This is a genomic window from Pseudaminobacter salicylatoxidans (assembly GCF_003148475.1).
Classification (GTDB): Bacteria; Pseudomonadota; Alphaproteobacteria; order Rhizobiales; family Rhizobiaceae; genus Pseudaminobacter; species Pseudaminobacter salicylatoxidans.
This window is the reverse complement of sequence record NZ_QGGG01000005.1, coordinates 59,310-81,615: the sequence shown is the minus strand read 5'-3', so window position 1 is coordinate 81,615 and position 22,306 is coordinate 59,310. Positions and strand designations below refer to the sequence as shown.

21 protein-coding genes are annotated in these 22,306 nt (G+C 62.9%); 9 read left to right on the top strand and 12 right to left on the bottom strand.

Translation table 11 applies throughout. From position 1 onward, the window contains the following. The first annotated feature begins 59 nt into the window (after positions 1-59). Positions 60-524, top strand: a complete 465-nt coding sequence (locus tag C7441_RS08645) for a DsrE family protein (RefSeq protein WP_019171648.1) — start codon at positions 60-62, stop codon at positions 522-524. Between the two features lie 149 nt (positions 525-673). Here the strand turns inward: C7441_RS08645 and C7441_RS08640 are convergent, their stop codons facing one another. Beyond that, positions 674-1,378, bottom strand: a complete 705-nt coding sequence (locus tag C7441_RS08640) for a FadR/GntR family transcriptional regulator (RefSeq protein WP_109612526.1) — start codon at positions 1,376-1,378, stop codon at positions 674-676. A gap of 55 nt (positions 1,379-1,433) precedes the next feature. Between C7441_RS08640 and C7441_RS08635 the strand changes: the two genes are divergently transcribed. From C7441_RS08635 to C7441_RS08620, 4 genes are read left to right on the top strand one after another with little or no spacing between them, the layout of a single operon-like run. Beyond that, the gene (locus tag C7441_RS08635; RefSeq protein ID WP_109612525.1) at positions 1,434-2,204 is read left to right on the top strand and encodes a gamma-glutamyl-gamma-aminobutyrate hydrolase family protein; all 771 of its coding nucleotides are present in this window, start codon (positions 1,434-1,436) and stop codon (positions 2,202-2,204) included. A gap of 44 nt (positions 2,205-2,248) precedes the next feature. Next, positions 2,249-3,097: an ABC transporter substrate-binding protein gene (locus C7441_RS08630; protein WP_109612524.1), complete on the top strand. Its 849-nt coding sequence runs from the start codon at positions 2,249-2,251 to the stop codon at positions 3,095-3,097. A 22-nt stretch (positions 3,098-3,119) separates the two neighbouring features. Further along, positions 3,120-4,184 (top strand): amino acid ABC transporter permease, encoded by a 1,065-nt coding sequence (locus C7441_RS08625; protein ID WP_244916087.1) that lies wholly within the window; start codon positions 3,120-3,122, stop codon positions 4,182-4,184. 1 nt (position 4,185) lies between these two features. Beyond that, positions 4,186-4,929, top strand: a complete 744-nt coding sequence (locus tag C7441_RS08620) for an amino acid ABC transporter ATP-binding protein (RefSeq protein ID WP_109612522.1) — start codon at positions 4,186-4,188, stop codon at positions 4,927-4,929. Positions 4,930-4,979: 50 nt separating this feature from the next. Here C7441_RS08620 and C7441_RS08615 read toward each other — a convergent pair whose 3' ends face one another. The 11 genes from C7441_RS08615 to puuE all read right to left on the bottom strand — a co-directional run bounded on the left by C7441_RS08615 (position 4,980) and on the right by puuE (position 17,063). After that, positions 4,980-5,819 (bottom strand): alkaline phosphatase family protein, encoded by an 840-nt coding sequence (locus C7441_RS08615; RefSeq protein WP_109612521.1) that lies wholly within the window; start codon positions 5,817-5,819, stop codon positions 4,980-4,982. A 216-nt stretch (positions 5,820-6,035) separates the two neighbouring features. Then, a complete protein-coding gene (locus C7441_RS08610; RefSeq protein ID WP_109612520.1) occupies positions 6,036-7,703 on the bottom strand; it encodes an ABC transporter ATP-binding protein in 1,668 nt (555 codons plus the stop codon). Next, positions 7,696-8,520 carry an ABC transporter permease gene (locus C7441_RS08605; protein ID WP_109612519.1) on the bottom strand — a complete coding sequence of 275 codons (825 nt, stop codon included), beginning with the start codon at positions 8,518-8,520 and terminating at the stop codon, positions 7,696-7,698. Before C7441_RS08605 ends, C7441_RS08610 begins: the two co-directional genes overlap by 8 nt. Positions 8,521-8,533: 13 nt before the next feature. Next, positions 8,534-9,493, bottom strand: coding sequence for an ABC transporter permease (locus C7441_RS08600; protein WP_109612518.1), 960 nt, complete (start codon positions 9,491-9,493; stop codon positions 8,534-8,536). Positions 9,494-9,507: 14 nt separating this feature from the next. After that, the gene (locus C7441_RS08595) at positions 9,508-11,097 is read right to left on the bottom strand and encodes an ABC transporter substrate-binding protein (protein ID WP_109612517.1); all 1,590 of its coding nucleotides are present in this window, start codon (positions 11,095-11,097) and stop codon (positions 9,508-9,510) included. Positions 11,098-11,279: 182 nt separating this feature from the next. Then, entirely contained in the window at positions 11,280-12,869 is a 1,590-nt protein-coding gene (locus C7441_RS08590) for an ABC transporter substrate-binding protein (RefSeq protein WP_109612516.1), read from the bottom strand. A 154-nt stretch (positions 12,870-13,023) separates the two neighbouring features. Further along, the gene (locus C7441_RS08585; protein ID WP_210205616.1) at positions 13,024-13,389 is read right to left on the bottom strand and encodes a hypothetical protein; all 366 of its coding nucleotides are present in this window, start codon (positions 13,387-13,389) and stop codon (positions 13,024-13,026) included. 291 nt (positions 13,390-13,680) lie between these two features. Beyond that, a complete protein-coding gene (locus C7441_RS08580; RefSeq protein ID WP_109612514.1) occupies positions 13,681-14,274 on the bottom strand; it encodes a nucleoside deaminase in 594 nt (197 codons plus the stop codon). Continuing rightward, a complete protein-coding gene (locus C7441_RS08575; RefSeq protein ID WP_109612513.1) occupies positions 14,271-14,783 on the bottom strand; it encodes an ureidoglycolate lyase in 513 nt (170 codons plus the stop codon). Before C7441_RS08575 ends, C7441_RS08580 begins: the two co-directional genes overlap by 4 nt. 6 nt (positions 14,784-14,789) lie before the next feature. Beyond that, positions 14,790-15,617: a bifunctional allantoicase/(S)-ureidoglycine aminohydrolase gene (locus C7441_RS08570; RefSeq protein WP_109612512.1), complete on the bottom strand. Its 828-nt coding sequence runs from the start codon at positions 15,615-15,617 to the stop codon at positions 14,790-14,792. A gap of 12 nt (positions 15,618-15,629) precedes the next feature. Beyond that, entirely contained in the window at positions 15,630-17,063 is a 1,434-nt protein-coding gene (puuE, locus tag C7441_RS08565) for an allantoinase PuuE (protein WP_109612511.1), read from the bottom strand. 183 nt (positions 17,064-17,246) lie between these two features. Between puuE and uraH the strand changes: the two genes are divergently transcribed. From uraH to xdhC, 4 genes are read left to right on the top strand one after another with little or no spacing between them, the layout of a single operon-like run. Further along, entirely contained in the window at positions 17,247-17,612 is a 366-nt protein-coding gene (gene uraH / locus C7441_RS08560) for a hydroxyisourate hydrolase (protein WP_019171633.1), read from the top strand. A 5-nt stretch (positions 17,613-17,617) separates the two neighbouring features. Beyond that, entirely contained in the window at positions 17,618-19,090 is a 1,473-nt protein-coding gene (gene xdhA, locus C7441_RS08555; protein WP_170125053.1) for a xanthine dehydrogenase small subunit, read from the top strand. Between the two features lie 10 nt (positions 19,091-19,100). Next, positions 19,101-21,461, top strand: coding sequence for a xanthine dehydrogenase molybdopterin binding subunit (gene xdhB / locus C7441_RS08550; RefSeq protein WP_109612509.1), 2,361 nt, complete (start codon positions 19,101-19,103; stop codon positions 21,459-21,461). After that, entirely contained in the window at positions 21,458-22,285 is an 828-nt protein-coding gene (gene xdhC, locus C7441_RS08545; protein ID WP_109612508.1) for a xanthine dehydrogenase accessory protein XdhC, read from the top strand. Before xdhB ends, xdhC begins: the two co-directional genes overlap by 4 nt. Positions 22,286-22,306 lie beyond the last annotated feature (21 nt).

Genomic DNA, 22,306 nt, shown 5'->3' with positions numbered 1-22,306 from the left:
CGTTCGGGTCAGCGCCTCTTTGCTTTATGCCTGTTTGCTGACGCCCGAGGGAGGAACCTATGCGATTTGTCAAACTCCTGCTGCTTGTAGCGGCCTTTTTCGTGGGAGGCTTTGTGTCGTCCACCACCACAGCCAGCGCGGAGGAGCGCTATGGCGAGCAGAAAGTGGTCTACCACATCAACTATGGCGGTGGTGAAGAGGACAAGGCCTATCGCGCGGCCCTGACCAATGTCCAGAACCACATCAATGCGGTGGGCAAGGACCACATCACGGTTAAGGTCCTGCTGCATGGCGATGGCGTAAACCTGCTGCGCGACGCGATGAAGAACCAGACGCTGCAGTCGGATGTCACCAGCCTCAAGACGCAGAATGTACAGTTCCTCGTTTGCAACAACACGCTGACGGGCCGGCATATCGACTATGAGAACGATCTGTTCGAAGTATTCGAGGACGACATCGTGCCTTCCGGTGTCGCCGAACTCAGCCGTCTGCAGCAGCAGGGCTATACCTACATTAAGCCCTGATTGTTGAGCCGCCTTGCACAACCGAGGCAGGTGATACGACAGCACTATTGCTGAGATAATGATGACGGCGAGGCATGTTCCTCACCGCTTTCATGAGGGGCGGCCATTGCCGGTCCTCACAAGATTGCCGACTGGCGCGCCTCGGTCTTTCAAAGCAGTATGGTCACCCAGCTGAACGTGTCTTCGGCGTGACGGATCATCGCTTCACGCGCACCCGCGCCATTGCTTGCGGCAAGCGCACGCAAAATCGGATCGTGGGTGTAAGAGGTCAGATGCCGGGTTCCGAACGGCTTTGCGATCGACAGGATAACATCGGTCAGCGCAATCTGGATTTCCGTCTCGGCCCGGACGAGATGAGCTGACCCCGACGCTTCTGCGATCAGGGTGTGAAACCGTGCATCGGCAAACCGCAAATCCGGGAACTGGTGCAGAAGTTTATCGAAATTTGCCCCGGCTTCCCTGATCTGGGTCATCTGCTCGGGGCTGGCCCGTTCCGCCGCCAGAAAACAGGCTTCGCCGGAGATGGCTCGGCGCCAGTCGGTCAGATCGCGCAGCTCTGCCCGGTTGAATGGCGTGCGCCGGGCCGCCTCAGCCAGGCGTTTGCCGACGTCCTCGGCGACGAAATTGCCGCCATTGCGCCCTCGCATCGTGATCAACAGTCCCATGTCGCGTAGCGCCGACAAGGCCACGCGCACCGTCATCAGCGCGATGCCGAAGCGCTGGGCCAGCTCGCTCTCCGGCGGCAGCCTGTCGCCTGGCCGCAATTCACCGGTGGCGATTGCCTCATGCAGGCGTTGCGCGACCAGGTCGGGGGTCGACTTCGACGCTGTACTGAGGGAGGAAAGGAATTTCATTTGACCTCTAGAATATAGATGATATGTGTTTTAGCAGATACCCATCTGGAAGACCATGCCCAATTCATCTTTCCCTGCCAATTCGTCCCTGTCGAACAGCGTCAAAGTGCTTATTGCCGGTTCCCTCTCGGCCCCCAATGTCAGCGATTATCTGACGGGCGTCCTGCGGCAACTCGCCGACAGTGCGATGACCTCGGTCCGCAGCGGCGGCGCTGATTTCCGTTTCGTCGAGGCCTCCGCCCCCGACCGCGATGCCGGTGCGGCGCTCGAGGGCATGGATGCGCTTCTGGTTCTTGGCGGGGCGGATGCCGACCCCACCTGCTATGGCCAGCAGCCCGAGACCGACACGATGTATGGCATCGACCCCGAAGCGGACCGTTTCGAGCTGGCACTCATGCGCGAAGCCAGCGCGCGCGGGATGCCCGTTCTGGGCATCTGCCGCGGCATGCAGCTTATGAACATTTTGCATGGCGGTGATCTGGTTCAGGAGATCGGTCCCGGCACGATGCACAACAGCAGCGTCGACAATTCCATCATGACGACGCATCCCGTCACGCTCGCGCCGGCCTCGCGATTGGGCGCTATCTATGACGGCCGCACGCTTTCGGTCCGCTCCGGTCACCATCAGGCCGTTGACCGGGTGGGCGAGGGGCTGGTGGTCACTGCCCGCTCCGCCGACGGTATCGTCGAGGCGCTGGAGGCCGAAGGGCCGCAATGGATGGTCGGGGTGCAATGGCACCCGGAGGATCCGGAAGCGCCGCGTGAGGATCTCGATCTTCTGATCGCGGATTTCGTCGCAGCAGCGCGCGTCCGTCAAAGCGCCTGAGGCCATACGCCTTGCCGACATCTTCAGACACAGGGAGAAACCAAATGAAGCACACAATCCTTGGCGCTGTCGCCGTTGCCGCACTTCTGGCAAGTCCGGCTATGGCCGATGGCGTCGCGCCCAACTACGGCAATTGCGCGCCGACCGGCACGGCAGGCTCGATCAGCCTGACCACGGTCGAGCCCGACACGCTGACCGTGGCGACCGTTCTGCCCAATCCGGGCTGGTACAACGGCGTTTCGCCAACGGCCGTGCAGGACGGATACGAATATTGCATGGCGGCCGAGATCGCGCATCGGGCCGGCCTGAAGAATCTGAAGCTGATGAACCTCGCCTGGGACCAGTATATCTCGGGCACCGCGAAGGATTACGACGTCGCCATCGCTTCGACCACCATCACCGAGGCCCGCAAGCAGGTCTTCGATTTCAGCCAGCCCTATTTCGGCTCGAATCTCGGAGTGGCGGTGAAGGCTGGTGCCGATGTGACGGCCGAGACCCTGCGCAGCAAGCGCATCGGGGTGCTGCAGGGCAATATGGGTTCGGACTGGGTGGTGAACACCCTCAAACCCGAAATTCAGCCCGCGCTCTACCAGTCGCAGCCTGACATGGTGACGGCGCTGATGGCCGGCCAGGTGGACGCGATTGTCTCCGACACCACGCTGGTTTTGTCGGCCACGTCCGGCACCAAGGGCGCGATCGCCGTCATCGGCCAGTTCGCCCTCGATCAGGGTTATGGCGTGATCACACCGAAGGGATCGGCCAATACGGTGACCGTCGATGCGGTCGTGGGCGATATGATCAAGGACGGCACGCTGACGACCCTGTCGGCCAACTATCTGACGCCGCTCTTCGGGGCCGACCCCAACAGCGTCCCGCTCTGGCAGAAGCCGTAATCAGGACACCGAAGGAAAGCGCATGACCACGCTGAGCCCTGCTCCGCGCAGTATGGAACCTGCCGTCGCCGCACTGGCCACGGCGGTTCTGCTGCTGTTTTTCATCGGCACACTGGGCGGAACGGTGCGTAGCGGCATCACCTCCGCAGAGCTGAACACGTTCAGCCTGTGGGTCATCGTGCTTGCCCTCGCCGCCGGGGCGCTGGCGCTGCTTTCGGCGCTCTCGGCATTCCTGCTTGCCTTGCGCGCCCGCAAGGAAACGGCCGGAGGCAACGTGCTTGCCGCTCGCGCCTCTGCCGCGCAGTCGCGTCAGAACACTTTTGTCACCTGGGGCTTCTCGGTGGCCGTCGTTCTCGCTTTCGCGTTCACACAGCTTCTGCTCATGAACGATGGCAATATCCAGCGCACCTTCCTGCAATGGGACCTCATGCGCGCCAGCGCCTTTGACGTCGCCAGGGCCTTCCTTGTGAATATCAAGCTCGCCGTCATCTCGCAGGTGATCGTTCTGGCATTCGGGCTCGTTCTGGCAGTGGCACGGATGGCGCCGGGCAGGGCCGGCGCGCCGCTGCGCTTCATGGCGGTGGCCTATATCGACCTGATGCGGGCCGTTCCTGCGGTGATTGTGCTTTACCTGATCGGTTTCGGCCTGCCGCTGACCAACCTGCCGGTGATTTCGCGGCTGTCGCCCGACTGGTTCGCCATTCTGGCCCTGTCGCTGACCTATAGCGCCTATGTGGCGGAGATCTACCGGTCGGGCATCGCTTCGATCCACCCTTCGCAATGGTCGGCCGCCCGGTCGCTTGGCTTCAGCTACGTGCAGACGCTGCGCTATTTCATCCTGCCGCAGGCAATCCGTATTGTGATCCCGCCGCTGCTGAGCACCTTCATCGCGCTGCAGAAGGACACGTCGCTGGTGAACGTGATCGGCACGCTCGACGCCTTCAATCAGGCCAAGTTCTACGCCTCGTCCAGCTTCAACCTGTCATCGGTCACCGTGGTCGCGATCCTGTTCGTGGTGATTACCATCCCGCAGACCAGATATGTCGACTGGATGCTGGCGCGGGCCGCCAAGCGTACGAGGGGCTGACATGGCATTCATCGAAGTTGAGGGCCTGCAAAAGAACTATGGCCCACATGAGGTGCTGAAAGGCGTCGACCTGCAGGTCGACCGCCATCAGGTGGTGACATTGATCGGGGCTTCGGGATCGGGCAAGTCAACGCTCCTGCGTTGCCTGAACGCGCTGGAAACCATCGACGGCGGCACGATCCGCGTGAACGATGACGTGGTCTCCGGTCCCGGCGTGAACCTCAACCGGCTGCGGCGCAAGGTGGGAATGGTGTTTCAGTCCTTCAACCTTTTCCCGCATATGACGGTCGAGGAAAACATCGCGGTCGGTCCGGTGAAGCTTCTGGGCGAGCCGCGCGACGCGGCGCTGCAACGCGCACGCGAATTGCTGAAGCGGGTGAACCTGGATCATCGCGCCAGCTACTATCCCGATCAGCTTTCAGGCGGCCAGCAGCAGCGTGTCGCCATTGTCCGTGCCATCGCCATGCGGCCCGAGGCGCTGCTTCTGGACGAGATCACGTCGGCGCTGGACCCGGAACTGGTGGCCGAGGTGCTGAACATCGTGCGCGATCTGGCCCGCGACGGCATGACCATGATCCTTGCCACGCATGAGATGCAGTTTGCGCGTGAGGTTTCGGATCTCGTGGTCTTCCTGGAACGCGGCCGCTTGCTCGAAGCGGGGCCACCCGAACAGATCTTCGGCAATCCGAAGGAGGAGCGGACGAGGGAATTCCTGCGCCAGATCATCGAGGCCGGGCGTTTGTAGGCCGCAGCGACCGGCCGTTCGCGACTATCGCGCCGGCCGACTGCTTCACCTCATTGCAGGAAGGGCCGGGCTTTCATCGAGCCGGGTACCTCCACGCCGAGCCGGTCAAGCACTGTCGGCGCGAGCTGGAGCTGGTCAAGCAGAACCTCGTTTTCCGGACCCTCAGCCCCGCCGAAATAATAGAGCGCGAAATCCTGCTGATCGTCCTCGCGTCCGCCATGGTGGCCGCGGTCGGTCTGGCCATGGTCGGCTGTGACCATCACCTCATAGCCGGCCTCGATCCATTTCGGCAGGAAGGCGGCGAGCATGCCGTCCATCGCGTAGCAGGCGTGGTCCATCTCGATGCAGTCATGGCCGTAGCGATGACCCATGGAGTCCAGCGTGCAGGTATGCAGGATGCCATAGTCGATGCCGTGACGCTTCGTCAGCATGGTAAGCGTGGCGAACAGGTCCACGTCGCTCGGCGTCATCTGGTTCTTGTGGTTGTAGCCGGTCATGGTGTGGAAGCGGCCATGGCTGATCGGTCCGCCCGGCTCGTCATATTCCATGTCGTCGACGAGATCGAAGGGGTAACGGTTGAAGAATTCCGACCAGTAGGAATGCGTCACCGCGCCGGTCTTGCCGCCGGCCCTGGAAATCTCGGAAAACAGGTCGGGCTGCTCGATGCGGAACCGGTTCTCGTTGGAGAGAATACCGTGCACCTGCGGTGGCGTGCCGGTATGGATCGAGGCGTAGCAGCAGGCCGAGGTGGACGGCAGCACCGAGCGCATCTTCCACACGCGCGCTTCGCCCGAATGTACCCAACCTTCAAGATTGCCGAACAGGCGGCGCCAGTTGCGATAGGGCACGCCGTCGAGAATGATGAGCAACAGTTTGTTCTTCAGCGCCATGGGCCGCTCTCCGCCTGAAATCCCGGGAACCGTAGCCGATTTCCGGGGAGGATTTTACGCAGAATGAAGTCGCCACAAACTGCGCGCCGCACATGGGCAGGTGTTAGAGTCTGGTGACGTTTTCTCGAATTATCATCAGACTCTCTCTGTTTGTTTGAGCATGATCTTTTCCGAAACCGGTTTCACTTTTCGGGATCATGCTCTGGTCCGGCGCGATCAGTTCCCCGCGCTTTCCATGCGGCGGCCGGCGATGGCCTTTTCCAGCCAGCCCACTTCCATTTCCGGAACGGAAGACAGGAGCAGATCGGTATAGGCGTCGAAGGGCGGCTTGAGCACCTGGCTCTTGGGGCCATAGCGCACGATCTCGCCGCGATACATGACCGCGATCGAATCCGCGATCGACTTCACCGTGGCGAGGTCGTGGGTGATGAACAGGTAGGCAACCTGTTCCTCCTTCTGCAGCCCCAGCAGCAACTCCAGAATGCCATGCGCGACCAGAGGGTCGAGGGCGCTGGTGACTTCGTCGCAGATGATGAGGCTGGGCTTTGCCGCCAGCGCCCGCGCAATGCAGACGCGTTGCTTCTGGCCGCCGGAAAGTTCGGCCGGGTAGCGATCGACGAAACCTTTTCCCATTTCGATCTTGTCGAGCAATTCGGCCACGCGCTTGTCGCGCTCACGCCCGCGCAGGCCGAAATAGAACTCCAGCGGCCGGCCGATGATGGTGCCCACGGTCTGGCGCGGGTTCATCGCCACGTCGGCCATCTGGTAGATCATCTGCAGTTGGCGCAGGTCTTCCTTGCTGCGGTCGGACAATCGACCGGGCAAGGCGCGCCCACCGAAGGTGATGCTGCCTTCGAGCGGTGGCAAAAGACCGGTTATGGCACGTCCCAGCGTGGACTTGCCCGAGCCGGATTCGCCCACCACGGCAAGTGTCTGGCCCGCGCAGATATCGACCGAGACGTTCTTCAGCACCTTGATCATGCCACCGCCATAGGCTGCGGTGACGTTCTTCACCGACAGCACCGGCGTTTCGTGGGGAGCGTTCTCCTCATGTTCGATCTGGTGAACCGAAACGAGTTCGCTGGTGTATTCCTGCTTTGGCTGGGTGATGATCTGCCGGGTATCGCCCCATTCCACCAGCTTGCCATGCCGCAGCACGGCGATGTCGTCGGCAACCTGCGCCACCACGGCGAGGTCGTGGGTGATGTAGAGCGCCGCCACGCCGGTATCGCGGATCGCCTCCTTGATCGCGGCCAGAACGTCGATCTGGGTGGTGACGTCGAGAGCCGTCGTCGGCTCGTCGAAAACGATCAGGTCGGGCTCGGAACACAGCGCCATCGCGGTCATGACGCGCTGCAACTGGCCGCCGGAAACCTGGTGGGGGAAGCGGTTGCCGATGTTTTCGGGGTCCGGCAGGCTGAGTTTGCGGAACAGGTTCACCGCCCGCCTCTCCGCCTCTGCGCGGCTGGCGACGCCGTGCTTGAGCGAGGCTTCCACCACCTGCTTCATCAGGCGGTGCGCGGGGTTGAACGCGGCGGCGGCCGACTGCGCGACATAGCAGACCTCGCGGCCGCGCAATGCGCGAAGTCCGCCCTTGCGGAGTTTCAGGATATCGCGACCGTTGAGCACGACCTCGCCGCCGGTGATGCGTACGCCGCCGCGGCCATAGGCCATGGAGGAGAGGCCGATGGTGGACTTGCCAGCACCGGATTCGCCGATGAGGCCGAGCACCTTGCCGCGTTCGAGCGCGAGCGAGACGCCATCGACGATGACGATGTTGCGCGGTGTCTCGCCCGGCGGGTAGACGGCGGCTTCGATCTTGAGGTTGCGGATGTCGAGCAGCTTGCCGGATGCGCCATCGCGCCGGGGTGCGAGCTTATCCATTGCCGCGGCCTCCCTTCAGGTCGGTGGTGCGGTTGAGAATCCAGTCGGCCACAAGGTTGACCGAGATGGCCAGCACCGCGATGCCGGCGGCGGGAATGAGGGCTGCCGGAATGCCGAACACGATGCCCTCCTTGTTTTCCTTGACCATGCCGCCCCAGTCGGCTTCCGGCGGCTGAACGCCGAGGCCGAGGAAGGACAGCGCTGACAGGAACAGCACCGCAAAGATGAAGCGCAGGCCAAGCTCCGCCACCAGCGGCGACAGCGCATTGGGCAGGATCTCACGGAAAATGATCCAGATGCGGCCTTCGCCGCGCAGCTTGGCGGCCTCGACGAAATCCATGACGTTGATGTCGACGGCCACGGCACGGGCGAGACGATAGACGCGGGTGGAGTCGAGAACGCCCATGACCACGATCAGCGTCACGATATTGCCGGGCAGTACCGACAGCACGACCAGCGCGAAAATGAGCGTCGGGATCGACATCAGAAGATCAATGCCGCGCGACATGGTCTGGTCGATCCAGCCGCCGATAACCGCCGCGGTGAAGCCGAGTACCGACCCCATGGTGAAGGACAGCGCGGTGGCGAGCGCGGCGATCAGGATCGTGGTGCGCGCACCGTAGATCATGCGCGAGAGCAGGTCGCGACCGAGATTGTCGGTGCCGAGCAAGTGGGCGGAAGACATCGGCTCCCACACATCGCCGACGATCGCGGCATTGGGGAAGGGCGCCACCCAGGGCGCGAAGACAGCCGCAAAGACGAACAGGCCGGTGACGATGAGGCCAAGCCAGGCGCTCAGCGGAATGTTTTTCAGCATGAACCCGTCCCCCTTACTTCGGATGCCTGAGGCGCGGATTGGACACGATGGCTGTGATGTCGGCGATGATGTTGAGCGCGATATAGACGGCGGCGAAGATCAGGCCGCAGGCCTGCACCACCGGCACGTCGCGCTTGGCAACATGGTCCACCAGATATTGCCCCATGCCGGGATAGACGAAGATGACCTCCACCACGACCACGCCGACCACGAGATAGGCCAGGTTCAGCATGACCACGTTGACGATGGGTGCGATGGCGTTGGGGAATGCGTGGCGACGGATGATCTCCGAGGGCGTCAGTCCCTTGAGTTCGGCTGTTTCGATATAGGCCGACTGCATGACGTTGAGGATGGCGGCCCGCGTCATGCGCATCATATGCGCCAGCACCACCAGTGTCAGCGTGGCGGCGGGCAGCGCAATCGCCTTCATGCGGTCGAGGAAGGGCATGCTGTCATACACGGTCGAGACGCTCGGCAGCCATTGAAGCTCGACGGCGACGAAATAGATCAGCAGGTAGCCGATGAAGAACTCCGGAAGCGAAATCGACGCCAGCGTGAAGCCGGAAATGAACTTGTCGACGAGGCCGTTCCGGTGTCGTACGGCGATGAGGCCGAGAATGATGGCCAGCGGCACCGAAATCACGGCAGCCCAGAAGGCCAGAAACAGCGTGTTCTTCAGCCGGCCGCCGAGCGAGGCGGCGATGTCCTGCCCGTTCGACAGGGCGGTGCCCATGTCGCCGTGCAGCATGCCCCAGAACCAGCGGAAGTAACGCACATAGGCGGGGTCGTTGAGCCCGAGCTGCTCGCGCAGATTCGCCAGCGCCTGTGGGGTCGCGGACTGGCCAAGGATGGACTGCGCCACGTCGCCGGGCAGGATCTGCGTTCCCACGAAGATCAGGACCGAGACGGCGAAGAGGAGAAGCAGGCCCAGCGCAATGCGCTGGGCGATCAGTTTCACAATGGGTAAGCTCATGAAGCTGGCCTGTATCAGCCTGCCAGCCAGCAGATTGCCAATGCGTAGCCGCCGCACATTTCCTGTGCGGGGTTCGACATCCAGCCTTCGACGCCTTGACCGGTGGCATCGATATACTGGTTGAAGAATGGCACGATCAGCCCACCCTCGTCGCGCATCACCATGGCGATGTCGCGATACATCTTCTTGCGCTTGTCCTGGTCGAGTTCGCCGCGCGCGGCAAGCACCATCTTGTCGAAGTCGGGCCGCTTGAAGCGCGTATCGTTCCAGTCCGCGCTTGAAATATAGGCGGTGGAATACATCTGATCCTGCGTTGCGCGGCCGCCCCAGTAGGAAAGCGAGAAGGGCTGCTTGTTCCAGACTTCAGACCAGTAGCCGTCGCCCGGCTCGCGCTTGACCTCGATCTTGATACCGGCCTGGGCGCAGGTCTGCTGATAGAGCTGTGCCGCATCCACCGCGCCGGGGAATGCCACGTCGGAAGTGCGCAGCAGGATCGAGCCGGAATGACCGGACTTCTTGTAGAGTTCAGCGGCTTTTTCAGGGTCGAACTTGCGCGGCTCGAGATCGTCGGAGAACAGCGGATAGGCCTCGTTGACGGGAATGTCGTTACCGACTGTGCCGTAGCCGCGCAGGATCTTCTCCAGCATCTCCTCGCGGTTCATGGCGAGCTTGAGCGCCATGCGCAGATCGTTGTTGTCGAAGGGCGCCGTGTCGCAGAACATGTTGAACGGGTAGAAGCCACGGCCCGAAACGGTCTGGATGGTCACGCCCGGCACGCGCTTGACCAGATCGACGATCTTGGGCTCGACGCGGTTGATCATATGGACCTGGCCGCCCTGAAGCGCCGAGGTGCGCGCTGTCGCGTCGTTGATGACGACGATTTCCACCTGGGCGGCATGGCCGATCTTGTCGCCCTGCCAGTAGTTGGCGAATTTTTCGCCGCCATAGCGAACGCCCGGCTCGTTGACGCTGACCTTGTACGGACCGGCGCTGATGCCGGCATTGGGATCATCCTTGCCGCCGTTCGGCTGGATGACGAGATGGTAGTCCGCCATCAGATAGGGGAAGTCGGCATTCGGGTCCTTGAGGGTGATGACGACCTCGTCGCCGCTGGCCTTCATCGAAGCGATGCCTTCAAGGATGCCCAGGGCGGCCGATTTCGACGCCTCGTCGCCGTGACGCTCAAGCGTGGCCACGACGTCTTCCGGCGTCACCGTCTTGCCGTTGTGGAACTCGATCCCCTTGCGGATCTTCATGGTCCAGGTCTTGGCATCGGCCGACGATCCGATGGATTCAGCGATGCGGTTATCGAGGCTGCCGTCGGGGTTCAGCTCCACCAGCAATTCGCCCCAGCACTTGCCGAAGCTGAAGTTCACCTGGCTGAGATTGAGCGCCGGGTCGAGGACGTTGGAGGACTCGCCACCCTGCAGGCCGGCCTTGAGCAGGCCGCCCTTGACCGGGCCTGCCGCGCGTGCGGCGTCCGACAGCAACGAGTTGGCGAAGGTCGCGGTGACGCCCAGGGCAGCGGCGCGGCCAAGAAAGTCGCGGCGGTTGAGCTTGCCGGCGGCAACACTGCGGCTAAGAAATTCAAGTTCATTCGACATATTATGGGTTCCTCACTCCGGTTAGGTGACTGTGGTCAGTCTTGTCATCTTTTTGTCAGGAGATATTGCGCGGAAGACTTCGACTTCGGCAAGCGGAATTGCGACATTACGTAGCGTAAATAAATCAAATGCCGCGGCATGGCGCCGGGATTTCCGGCACCTTGCCGCGGCATTCGCAAGCGTCAGGCGGTAAGCCAGCAGCGGGCGAGCGCCAGGCCGCCCATCAACTCTCCCGACGGATACGGGACGTAGCCACCGACCTTGTCGGACACCGCATCCACCCAGTCGTTGTACATGGGGATGATGGCGCCGCCTTCGTCGCGCACCAGAAGCGCGATGTCGCGATACATGGACCGGCGCTTGTCCTCGTTGAGTTCGGCGCGGGCAGCGGCGACCATCTTGTCGAAATCGTCGCGCATGAAGCGGGTTTCGTTCCAGTCCGCGCCGGACAGATAGGCCGTGGAATATTGCTGGTCCTGCGTCGGGCGGCCCACCCAGTAGGAGGCGGAGAAAGGCTTCTTGTTCCACACCTCCGCCCAGTAACCGTCTCCCGGCGAACGCTGCACGTCGATGGCGATGCCGGCCTTGGCCGCGCTCTGCTGGAAGAGCTGGGCGGCATCGACGGCGCCGGGGAAGGCAACATCGGAGGTGATGAAATGGATCGGGCCGGAATGGCCGGATTTCTTGTAGTGGAAGGCGGCTTTCTCCGGGTCGAAAACACGCTGCTCGATGTCGTCGGAGAACAGCGGATAGGATTTGTTGACCGGAATATCATTGCCGACAGAGCCATAGCCGCCGACGATCTTGTCCACCAGTTCCTGCCGATCGACGGCATATTTCAGTGCAAGCCGCAGATCGTTGTTGTCGAAGGGCGCGGTGTTGCACTGCATGGCGAACACATAATGCGCGCCGCCGGCGATGTTCTTGATGGTGATGCCGGGAATGCGTTTGACCAGGCTGACGATCTTGGGCTCGACCCGGTTCATCATATGAACCTGGCCGCCGCGCAGCGCCGCCATGCGCGCCGTCGAATCGTTGATGACGACGATCTCGACCTGATCGGCGAAGCCGCCATTGCCGGCGTCCCAGTAATCTTCATGACGCGTGCCGAGTTCGCGCACGCCGGGCTCGTGCGAAGCGATCTTAAAGGGACCGGCGCCGATGCCTGCCTGCGGATTGTCCTTGCCGCCATTGGGCTGGATGATGAGGTGGTAGTCCGACATCAGGAAGGGCAGGTCGGCATTGGCCTCCTTCAGCGTGATGACGAAGTCATTGCCGTCCACCTTCATCTGGTCGATGCCGCGCAGCACGCCGAGCGCGCCCGACTTGGTCTCGGGGCCGGCGTGGCGCTCGATGGTCGCCAGCACGTCGTTGGCGTCCAGTTCCTTGCCGTTGTGGAAGGTCACGCCCTTGCGGATCTTGAAGGTCCAGGTCTTGGCGTCGGCCGAGGAGCCGTATTCCTCTGCGACCCGGTGGACGATCTTTCCGTTCTCGTCGATGTCGATCAGCTTTTCGCCCCAGCAGCGGGCAAAGGCGCCGGTCACCTGGTTGTTGATGGCCGCGGGATCGAGTCCGTCGGTCGATTCGCCGCCCTGCAGGCCGGCTTTGAGGGTGCCACCCTTGACGGGGCCGGCGGCGCGTACGGTGCCGCTCAAGAGCGAATTGGCGAGTGTGGCGGTCACGCCGAGTGCGGCAGCGCGGCCAAGAAAGTCACGACGGTTGAGCTTGCCGGCGGCGACGCGGCGGCCCAGAAATTCGAGTTCAGCCGACAATCAATTCTCCTCCTGATGGCTGGCTTGACGGTCGATGCTCCTCCACCGTCCCGGTCGGGGATAGTGGAGGTCCGGCACTCCTTGCGTAAGGCAGATTGCGACATACAGAGACGCAATAAGGACGTGTCGCTTTTAGGATACTGATCCGCTCGCGTCAAACGCGATTGCGAGAAATTTTCTCCTTAAAACCCCGTTCGAACACCAGATTATTTCCTTCGTAAGCCTCAATTCTGGCTTCCAGGTAGAAATTTTTGGCGTCAGAATATATGGGTGAGCGGATTTCCGCTCGCAGCGAAAGCGCGTTTCGCGACATGAAGTCGGACCAGTGCGTCTCCCCGCGTGCCGACAATGGATCGTCCGGATGGATGGTCCGGATTTCGTGCCCGATACTGGCGCTGGCGAGCCCGTGATCGAGGTCGCGCACCTCACCGGAATCGTCCAGAACGGCCAGCGTGACCGTGCCGGTTTTCTCGTCGCGGTCGAAGCGGCGTTCCGAACTGCCTTCGTGCAGGGTTTCCACCGCCCATGGGATCGCCGCTTCGGGTTCCGGAAACGTCGTTTCGTCGCCTGCGATGAGCGGCCGCACCGGCGCCGAGACTAGGCTGGCGGGTGCCGCAATGCTTACCGGAGTTCGATTTCGTGGGATTCGATTCGCGGCAGAGGTCCTTCGGCCTCCGCGCTCCAGCGACCGGGCTGCCATCGTGCCAGCAGGCGGGCGCATGCTATCCATGACCCAGGCGCGACAGGCCGGCGATTCCCGACGCCGGCGTCGCTCAGGGGCCAGTCAACGGAATCGACTGGTCAATCCTTGTCAGTTCAAAGGAATGTCGTTTTCGGCCTTGCCGGACTGGTAAGATGCGGACAGGTCGTCATAGCGCTTCGCGATGTTCCCGATGCGTGTCTCCAGCGTTTTGCGCTCTGCTTCCGGCAATTCACGCACGAGGCGGCGCAGCCCATAGCTCTTCCAGTAGGCGTTTTCGGCATTGTAGCCGCCGGGATCGAGCGTGAAGACTTCCTTCAGGATCTTCAGGTCGTGCGGGATCGCAAAGCTGTCGCGCGAATCTTCGTGACTGAACAGATAGTAGAAATTGTCGAACCCGGCCCACGTGATAGCTGACAGGCACAGCGAGCAAGGCTCGTGTGTGGAGAGGAAGATGCAGTCCTTCGTATCCGGCCGGTCGGCCTTCGGCATCTCGTAGAAGCGTTTCAGGCAATGGGTCTCGCCATGCCAGAGCGGATTTTCCATCTCGTTGTTGGTTTCGGCCAGCACCAGCGACAGGTCGGATTTGCGCAGGATCGCCGCGCCGAACAGCTTGTTGCCATGGGCCACGCCCTCGGCTGTCTTCGGCGCGATGTCGTCTTCGATAACGTCGAAAAGGCGATTGATGAGTGCGGATGTGCTCATGGCTGGAATCCTTCCGGCAGGGCTATCTCATAGGGCTCGGGGAAATAGAATTCCTCGAGATTGTTGCCATCGCCGGCGCGGTCGACCACCACGAAATCCTGCGGCTCGCCGATTGGGGTCAGCACGCCGTGCCAAAGGTTGCGCGGATAGTTCACGCCCTGGCCGGGCTGCGTGACGAAGGCGTGCGGCGTACCGGGGCCATCTTTCGTGTCATGGCAGACCACCACCACGAACGGGCGCGGTGAGAGTGGCACGAAAGCCTGGCTACCGAAGGGATGGCGTTCCACCATTGTCAGCTTCAGCGGGAAGGCATAGGGCGTTGCCTTGAAGAGGTTGAGGATCACGCGGCCGTTCGGGCCAGCCGCTTCGGCGGTGGCGAGCGCGTGATAGCGTTCGCACTTGCCGGCATTGATTGGATAATGATGCGCACCTTCGGTCTCGATGACTTCACCGAATTCGGCGAAGTTTTCGCGGGTGAGCGGCTGGGCGATGATGGTGCGACTGGTCATATCCGCTTAGAATCCGCCCAGCTTGGCATGACGATTGACGTCCTTGTAGAGCAGGTAGCGGAAGTCTCCGGGGCCGCCTGAATAGCAGGCCTGCGGGCAGAAGGCGCGCAGCCACATATAGTCGCCGGCCTGCACCTCCACCCAGTCCTGGTTGAGGCGGTAGACGGCTTGGCCTTCCAGCACGTAGAGCCCGTGCTCCATCACATGCGTCTCGGGGAAGGGGATGATGCCGCCCGGCTTGAAGGTGACGATGGTCACATGCATGTCGTGGCGCAGGTCGGACGGATCGACGAAGCGGGTCGTTGCCCATTTGCCGTCCGTGTCGGGCATGGGTGTCGGGGCGATGTCGTTCTCGTTGGCGAATATCGGATCCGGAACGTCGATGCCCTCGACATATTCATAGGCCTTGCGGACCCAGTGGAAGCGCGCGGCCGCAGTGCTGTCGTTGCGCAGGGTCCAGCCGCTGGCCGGCGGCAGGAAGGCGTAGCCGCCCGGTGTCAGGCGGTGCGCGGCGCCATCCACGGTCACGGTGATCTCGCCTTCGACTACGAACAGCACGCCCTCGGCGTCCGCATCGGGCTCCGGCTGGTCGCTGCCGCCGCCCGGTTGAACTTCCATGACATATTGCGAGAAGGTCTCGGCAAAGCCCGATAGCGGGCGTGCGATGACCCAGCACCGGGTCTTGTCCCAGAACGGCAGGTAGCTGGCGACGATGTCGCTGAACTCGCGCCGTGGGATCACCGCATAGGCTTCGGTGAAGACGGCGCGGTCAGTGATCAGGTCGGTCTGCGGCGGCAGACCACCGGTTGGGGCATAGTAGGTGCGGCCGGCCATTTCTGTTTTCCTTTAGAGCGGCAGGATATCTCTGAGCCTCAGGAGAGCGATGCGCTCGACCTGGGCGCAGGCGGTGTCGAACTCGGTTTCGCGGTCGTTGTTTATACGGGTCTGGAAGGCGGCAAGGATCTCGTCCTTGCTGCGGCCCTTGACGGCGATGATGAAGGGAAAGCTGAACTTTTCTACATAGGCGCTGTTCAACTGCGTGAACTTTTCACGCTCGGCGTCGGTCAGGGCATCCAGCCCGGCGGAGGCCTGTTCCCTGGTCGATTCCGCCGTCAGGCGCCTGGCCTGCGCCAGCTTGCCGGCAAGGTCCGGGTGCGCTGTCAGCACGCCGAGGCGTTCGGCCTCGGTGGCCGAGCGGAAGGCGCGGCAGAGCGCATTGTGCAGGCCGCCGGCGCTGTCATGCGCGGCGCCAAGCTCCAGCCGGAAGGCGCGCTCGGCGATCCAGGGCGAGTGTTCGAAGATACCGCCGAATTTCTCGACGAACTCCTGCTCGCCCATGCGCGAGGGGCGAAGTACGGCGGGCTTGTAGGGGTGATGCTCGCGCCAGTGATTGGCGATGTCGATGCGTCGCGGCAGCCACACCTTGTCGTGGCTCTTCACATAATCGATGAAGCGCTGGAGCGCCGCGGCGCGGCCCGGCCGGCCGATCAGGCGGCAATGCAGGCCGATGCTCATCATGCCGCCGCGCCCGGCCTCGCCCTCGGCATAGAGCGTGTCGAAGGCGTCCTTCAGATAGGCAAAGAACTGGTCGCCCGAGTTGAAGCCTTGCGCGGTGGCGAAGCGCATGTCGTTGGCGTCGAGCGTGTAGGGGATGACGAGCTGCGGTGCAATCGCGTTGCCGTGGCCGTCATGGTCCAGCCAGTAGGGCAGGTCGTCGTCATAGGTATCGGAAATCCAGGCGAAGCCGCCTTCGGCGGCGGCGATGCGCACCGAATAGACCGAGGTTCGGCCGAGATAGAGGCCGGTGGGGCGTTCGCCGACGACCTCCTTGTGCAGCCGGACAGCCTCGATAAGGTCGGCGCGCTCGGTTTCTTCCTTGTGGTCGCGATAGTCGATCCAGCGCAGGCCATGCGATGCGATTTCCCAGTCCGCTTCTTGCATTGCCGCGACCTGATCGGGCGAGCGGGCGAGCGCACTGGCGACGCCATAGACCGTGACGGGCACATCGGCCTTGGTGAACATGCGGTGCAGCCGCCAGAAGCCGGCGCGCGCGCCATATTCGTAGATCGACTCCATGTTCCAATGGCGCTTGCCAGGCCAGGGCGCTGCGCCGACCACCTCCGACAGAAAGGCCTCGGAGGCCGCATCGCCGTGCAGGATGCAGTTTTCGCCGCCTTCTTCGTAATTGACCACGAACTGCACCGCGACACGGGCGCCGCCCGGCCATTTCGGGTCCGGTGGATTGGCGCCATAGCCACGCATATCTCTGACGTAACGCATGAATGTCCTGCCCTGGTCGCTGTGACCTGTCTTTACACAATATCAAAGGGGTTGAATGATATTCCCCTCAAAAAAATTGAAAGTCTTTTTGTGGCGTTCCACTTCACGCCGTCTTATGCATGCCGTTTAATCGAGGCACAACAGAACAATCGCGTTCGAATGTACCGGAGGAAGGGAGGCCGAATGTCGACAGCTCAGGGCGGGCGCCTCACAACCCATGTTCTCGACACGGCTACGGGCCGCCCGGCGGATGGCCTGGCGCTGTCGCTCTATCGCCTTGAAGGCGATACGCGCACATTGCTCAAGACCGTGAACACCAATCTGGATGGCCGCTGCGATGCGCCGTTGCTGGAAGGCGACGATTTCCGCATCGGCCACTATGAGATCGTCTTCAGGGCCGGCGACTATCTGCGTTCGCGCGGGACCAGTCTGGCGGAGCCGCCCTTCCTCGACGAGGTGCCGATCCGCTTTGGCATTGCCGAGCACAGGCATTATCATGTGCCGCTGCTTCTCTCGCCTTACGGCTATTCGACCTATCGTGGGAGCTGAGGACAATGGCTGTCCGTAACGAAATCCGCTTCCTGCTCAACGGCCAGGATGTGTCCGTTCGCGACGTGGCGCCCGATGCCACGCTCCTCGACTGGCTGCGGCTGAACCGTTCGCTGCGCGGCACCAAGGAAGGCTGCGCCGAGGGCGACTGTGGCGCCTGCACGGTGCTGGTGGGCAAGCTGGCGGCCGGTGGGCTCGTTTATGAGAGCGTCAATGCCTGCATCCGCTTCCTCGGCTCGCTCGACGGCTGCCACGTGGTGACGATCGAGCATGTGCAACCGGCCGGCGGCACGCTGCACCCGGTGCAGCAGGCGATGGTCGATTTCCATGGTTCGCAATGCGGCTTCTGCACGCCGGGCTTCGTGATGTCACTCTACGGCCTGTGGATGAAGGACGCCAACCCGTCCGACGCGGTGATCGAAAAGGCGCTGCAGGGCAATCTGTGCCGCTGCACCGGCTATGAGGCGATCATGCGCGCCGCGCGCGCCATTTCCGACTATGGCAAGGCGGCCAGTGATCCGCTGGCGGTGGAGCGAGCGGCGGTGATTGAAAAGCTGTCCGCGCTGCGCGACGGCGCGCGCGTCGAGGTCGGCTCGGACAAGACGCGGCTGATCGTGCCCGCCGATGTCGATGACCTCGCCGCCGTGCTCGAAGCCGAGCCCAGGGCGACCATCGTCGCCGGTTCGACCGATGTGGGCCTTTGGATCACGAAGCATATGCGCGACATTTCGCCGGCCGTCTTCATCGGCCATCTCGAAGGCTTGCGCGGCATTTCCGAAAACGATGGGGTCATCACCATTGGCGCTGGTGTCACCTATACCGAGGCTTTCGGCCTGCTTGCAGAGCGCATCCCGGCACTGGGTGGGCTCATCGACCGTATCGGCGGCGAGCAGGTGCGTAACATGGGCACCATCGGCGGCAACATCGCCAACGGTTCGCCCATCGGCGACACGCCGCCGCCCTTCATCGCGCTGGGCGCGAAACTCACGCTGCGCAAGGGTGCTGAGCGTCGCACCATTCCGCTGGAAGAGTTCTTCATCGCCTATGGCAAGCAGGATCGCCAGCCGGGCGAATTCGTCGAGGCGGTGCATGTGCCGGTGCCGTCGGCGGGCAGCCATTTTGCCGTCTACAAGATTTCCAAGCGCCGCGACGAGGACATTACCGCCGCCCTTGGCGCCTTCCATCTGACGCTGGCGGCTGACGGTACGGCGGCTGAAATCCGTATCGCCTATGGCGGTATGGCGGCGACGCCCAGGCGGGCCACGACTGTCGAAGCTGCGCTGGTCGGTAAGCCGTGGACCGAAACGACGGTGGAAACGGCACTCGGGGCCTATGCGCAGGACTTCACGCCGTTGACGGACATGCGCGCCAGCGCGGAATATCGTATGCTGGCGGCACGCAACCTGCTGCGGCGCTTCTTTGCCGAAACCCGGGGCGGCGGCGAGCCGATCCAGGTTTCCCGGCATCAGGCTGCGTGAGGAGACGGCAATGAACAAGCATTCCGCATCCGACATCAGGGCCGCGAAGATCGTCGGCGGTGTCCATAGCGAGCAGCGTCACGATTCCGCGCACAAGCATGTGGCGGGTTCGGCGGTCTATATCGATGACATGCCCGAACCCGCGGGCACGCTCCATGCCGGCCTCGGTCTGGCGACGGTGGCGCATGGCCTGCTGAAGAGCGTCGACCTGTCGGCGGTGCGGGCCGCGCCCGGCGTGGTCGATGTGCTGACCTGTGAAGACGTGCCCGGCGAGAACGACATTTCGCCGAGCGGCATGCATGACGACCCGGTTCTGGCCGAAGGCAAGGTGCAGTTCCACGGCCAGCCGATCTTCTGCGTGATCGCCGAGACGCGCGAACAGGCCCGCCGCGCGGCACGCCTGGCGAAGATCGAATATGACGAGCTTGAACCAATCGTCCACATCTGGGACCTCGATCCCGAAAAGGACAGGCAGGTGACGACTCCGCTGACGCTCAAGCGTGGCGATGCCGTCGCCGCGATCGCGGCTTCCCCGCGCCGCGCCAAGGGCAGCATGAAGCTTGGCGGGCAGGACCATTTCTATCTCGAGGGTCAGGTCGCGCTGGCGGTACCGGGTGAGGACGACGAAGTGGTCGTCTACAGTTCCACCCAGGGGCCGAGCGAAACGCAGCATCTGGTTGCGCATGTGCTGGGCGTGCCGAGCAATGCCGTAACAGTCGAGGTTCGTCGTATGGGCGGCGGGTTCGGCGGTAAGGAAACGCAGGCCAACCAGTGCGCGGCCATTGCTGCCATCGCTGCCAAGAAGCACAAGCGGGCGGTGAAGATCCGGCTCGACCGCGACGAGGACATGACCGCCACCGGCAAGCGGCACGACTTCGTCATCGACTACGAGGTGGGCTTCGATGATGAAGGCCGCATCCTCGGCGTCGATTATATGTTCGCGCTCAATGCCGGGTTCTCGGCCGATCTGTCCGGCCCGGTGGGCGACCGCGCTTTGTTCCACTGCGACAACGCCTATTTCTATCCGGCCGTGCACGCCAGGTCGGCGCCGCTCTACACCAACACCGTGTCGAACACCGCCTTCCGCGGTTTCGGCGGCCCGCAGGGCATGGTCGGCTGCGAGCGCGTTATCGAGGAAGTGGCCTTTGCCGTGGGCAAGGACCCGCTCGAAATCCGCAAGCTGAATTTCTATGACCCGATGGGTGTTGCCGGCGAGCGCAACCTCACGCCCTATCACCAGAAGGTCGAGGACTGTATCATCCAGCGCATCGTGGCCGAGCTGGAGGAGAGCGCCGATTACGCGTCTCGCCGTCGTGCCATCGCCGAGTTCAATGCCAAAAGCCGGTTCATCAGGCGCGGCATCGCGCTGACGCCGGTGAAGTTCGGCATTTCCTTCACCAAGACCGAGTCCAACCAGGCCGGCGCGCTGGTGCATGTCTATGCCGACGGCTCGGTGCACATGAACCATGGCGGCACGGAGATGGGGCAGGGCCTGCACCTGAAGGTGGCGCAGGTGGTGGCGGAAGAATTCCAGATCGATCTCGATCGGGTCAAGATTACCGCCACGACGACGGCCAAGGTGCCCAACACCGCGCCCACCGCCGCCTCTTCCGGCGCCGACCTCAACGGCATGGCGGCGCAGAATGCGGCGCGGCAGATCCGCAAGCGGCTCACCGATTTCGCGGCCGACCACTACCAGGTGCCCGCCGACCAGGTCGTGTTCCTGCCCAACCGTGTGCGCGTCGGCAATCAGGAGATCAGCTTCAACGATCTGGTCAGGCAGGCTTACATTGCTCGCGTCCAGCTTTCGGCTGCCGGCTTCTACAAGACGCCGAAGATCCACTGGGATCGCAGTAAGGGCCGGGGCCACGCTTTCTACTACTACGCCTACGGCGCGGCCTGCTCGGAAGTGTCGGTCGATACGCTGACCGGCGAATATGTGGTCGAGCGCACCGACATTCTGCACGATGTCGGCCGCTCGCTGAACCGGGCTATCGATATGGGCCAGGTCGAGGGCGGCTTCATTCAGGGCATGGGCTGGTTGACCACGGAAGAGCTGGTGTGGGACGACAAGGGCCGGCTGCGCACACATGCGCCCTCGACCTACAAGATTCCGCTCGCCTCCGACCGGCCGAAGGTCTTCAATGTGGCGCTGACCGATTGGTCCGAGGCTTATGAGCCGACGATCCATCGCTCCAAGGCGGTCGGCGAGCCGCCGCTGCCGCTCGGCATATCGGTGCTGCATGCATTGTCGGATGCGGTGGCAAGCGTCGCCGGCCACAAGATTTGCCCGCGTCTTGACGCGCCCGCGACGCCCGAGCGCGTGCTGATGGCAATCGAACGATTAAGGGCTGAAACGGCAGACAAGTGACACGCAACAGTGAGCGTCTCCGCTCTTTCCTCGACAGCGCGCCGCAAGCGGCACTTGTCGAGGTGACGGAGGCAAGAGGCTCGACGCCCCGCGAGACCGGGGCACATATGCTGGTTTCGCCGCAGGCCATCTTCGGTACGATCGGCGGTGGTCATCTTGAATTCATGGCGATCGACCGGGCGCGGAAGATGGTCGCGGGGGCTCGTGACGCCGGAGCCGGGCATGTCGAGCTTGACATTGCGCTCGGGCCTGAGATCGGGCAGTGCTGCGGCGGTCGCGTGGGCCTGACCATCCGGTTGGTGGACGAGGCCCTGCGCGCTGAATTGATCGCGCAGGCCGAAGCCGAGGATGCAGCCAGTCCACATATCTATGTCTTCGGCGGTGGTCATGTCGGCCATGCGCTCGCGGCTGCCTTCGCGCTGCTGCCGGTACAGGCCGTGGTGGTGGAAACCCGTGCCGACATGCTGGAGGGCATTTCGGACGGCGTCGAAACGCGATTGACGCCGGTGCCCGAGGAGATGGTGCGCGATGCGCCCGCCGGCTCCGCATTCGTGGTGCTGACGCATGACCACGCGCTGGATTTCCTGATCGTCGCCGAGGCGCTGAAGCGCGACGACGCGGCCTATGTCGGCATGATCGGTTCCAGGACCAAGAAGGCCACCTTCAAAAGCTGGTTCCTGAAGACGGCCGACGGCACGGAAGAAGCTTTTTCCCGCCTCATATCGCCGATCGGCGGCGACGGTGCGAAGGACAAGCGCCCGTCCGTGATTGCAGCACTTGCGGCCGCTGAGATCATGATCGCACTGGCGAAAGCGTCCGGCTGATAGCAAAACCGTCCCGGACCG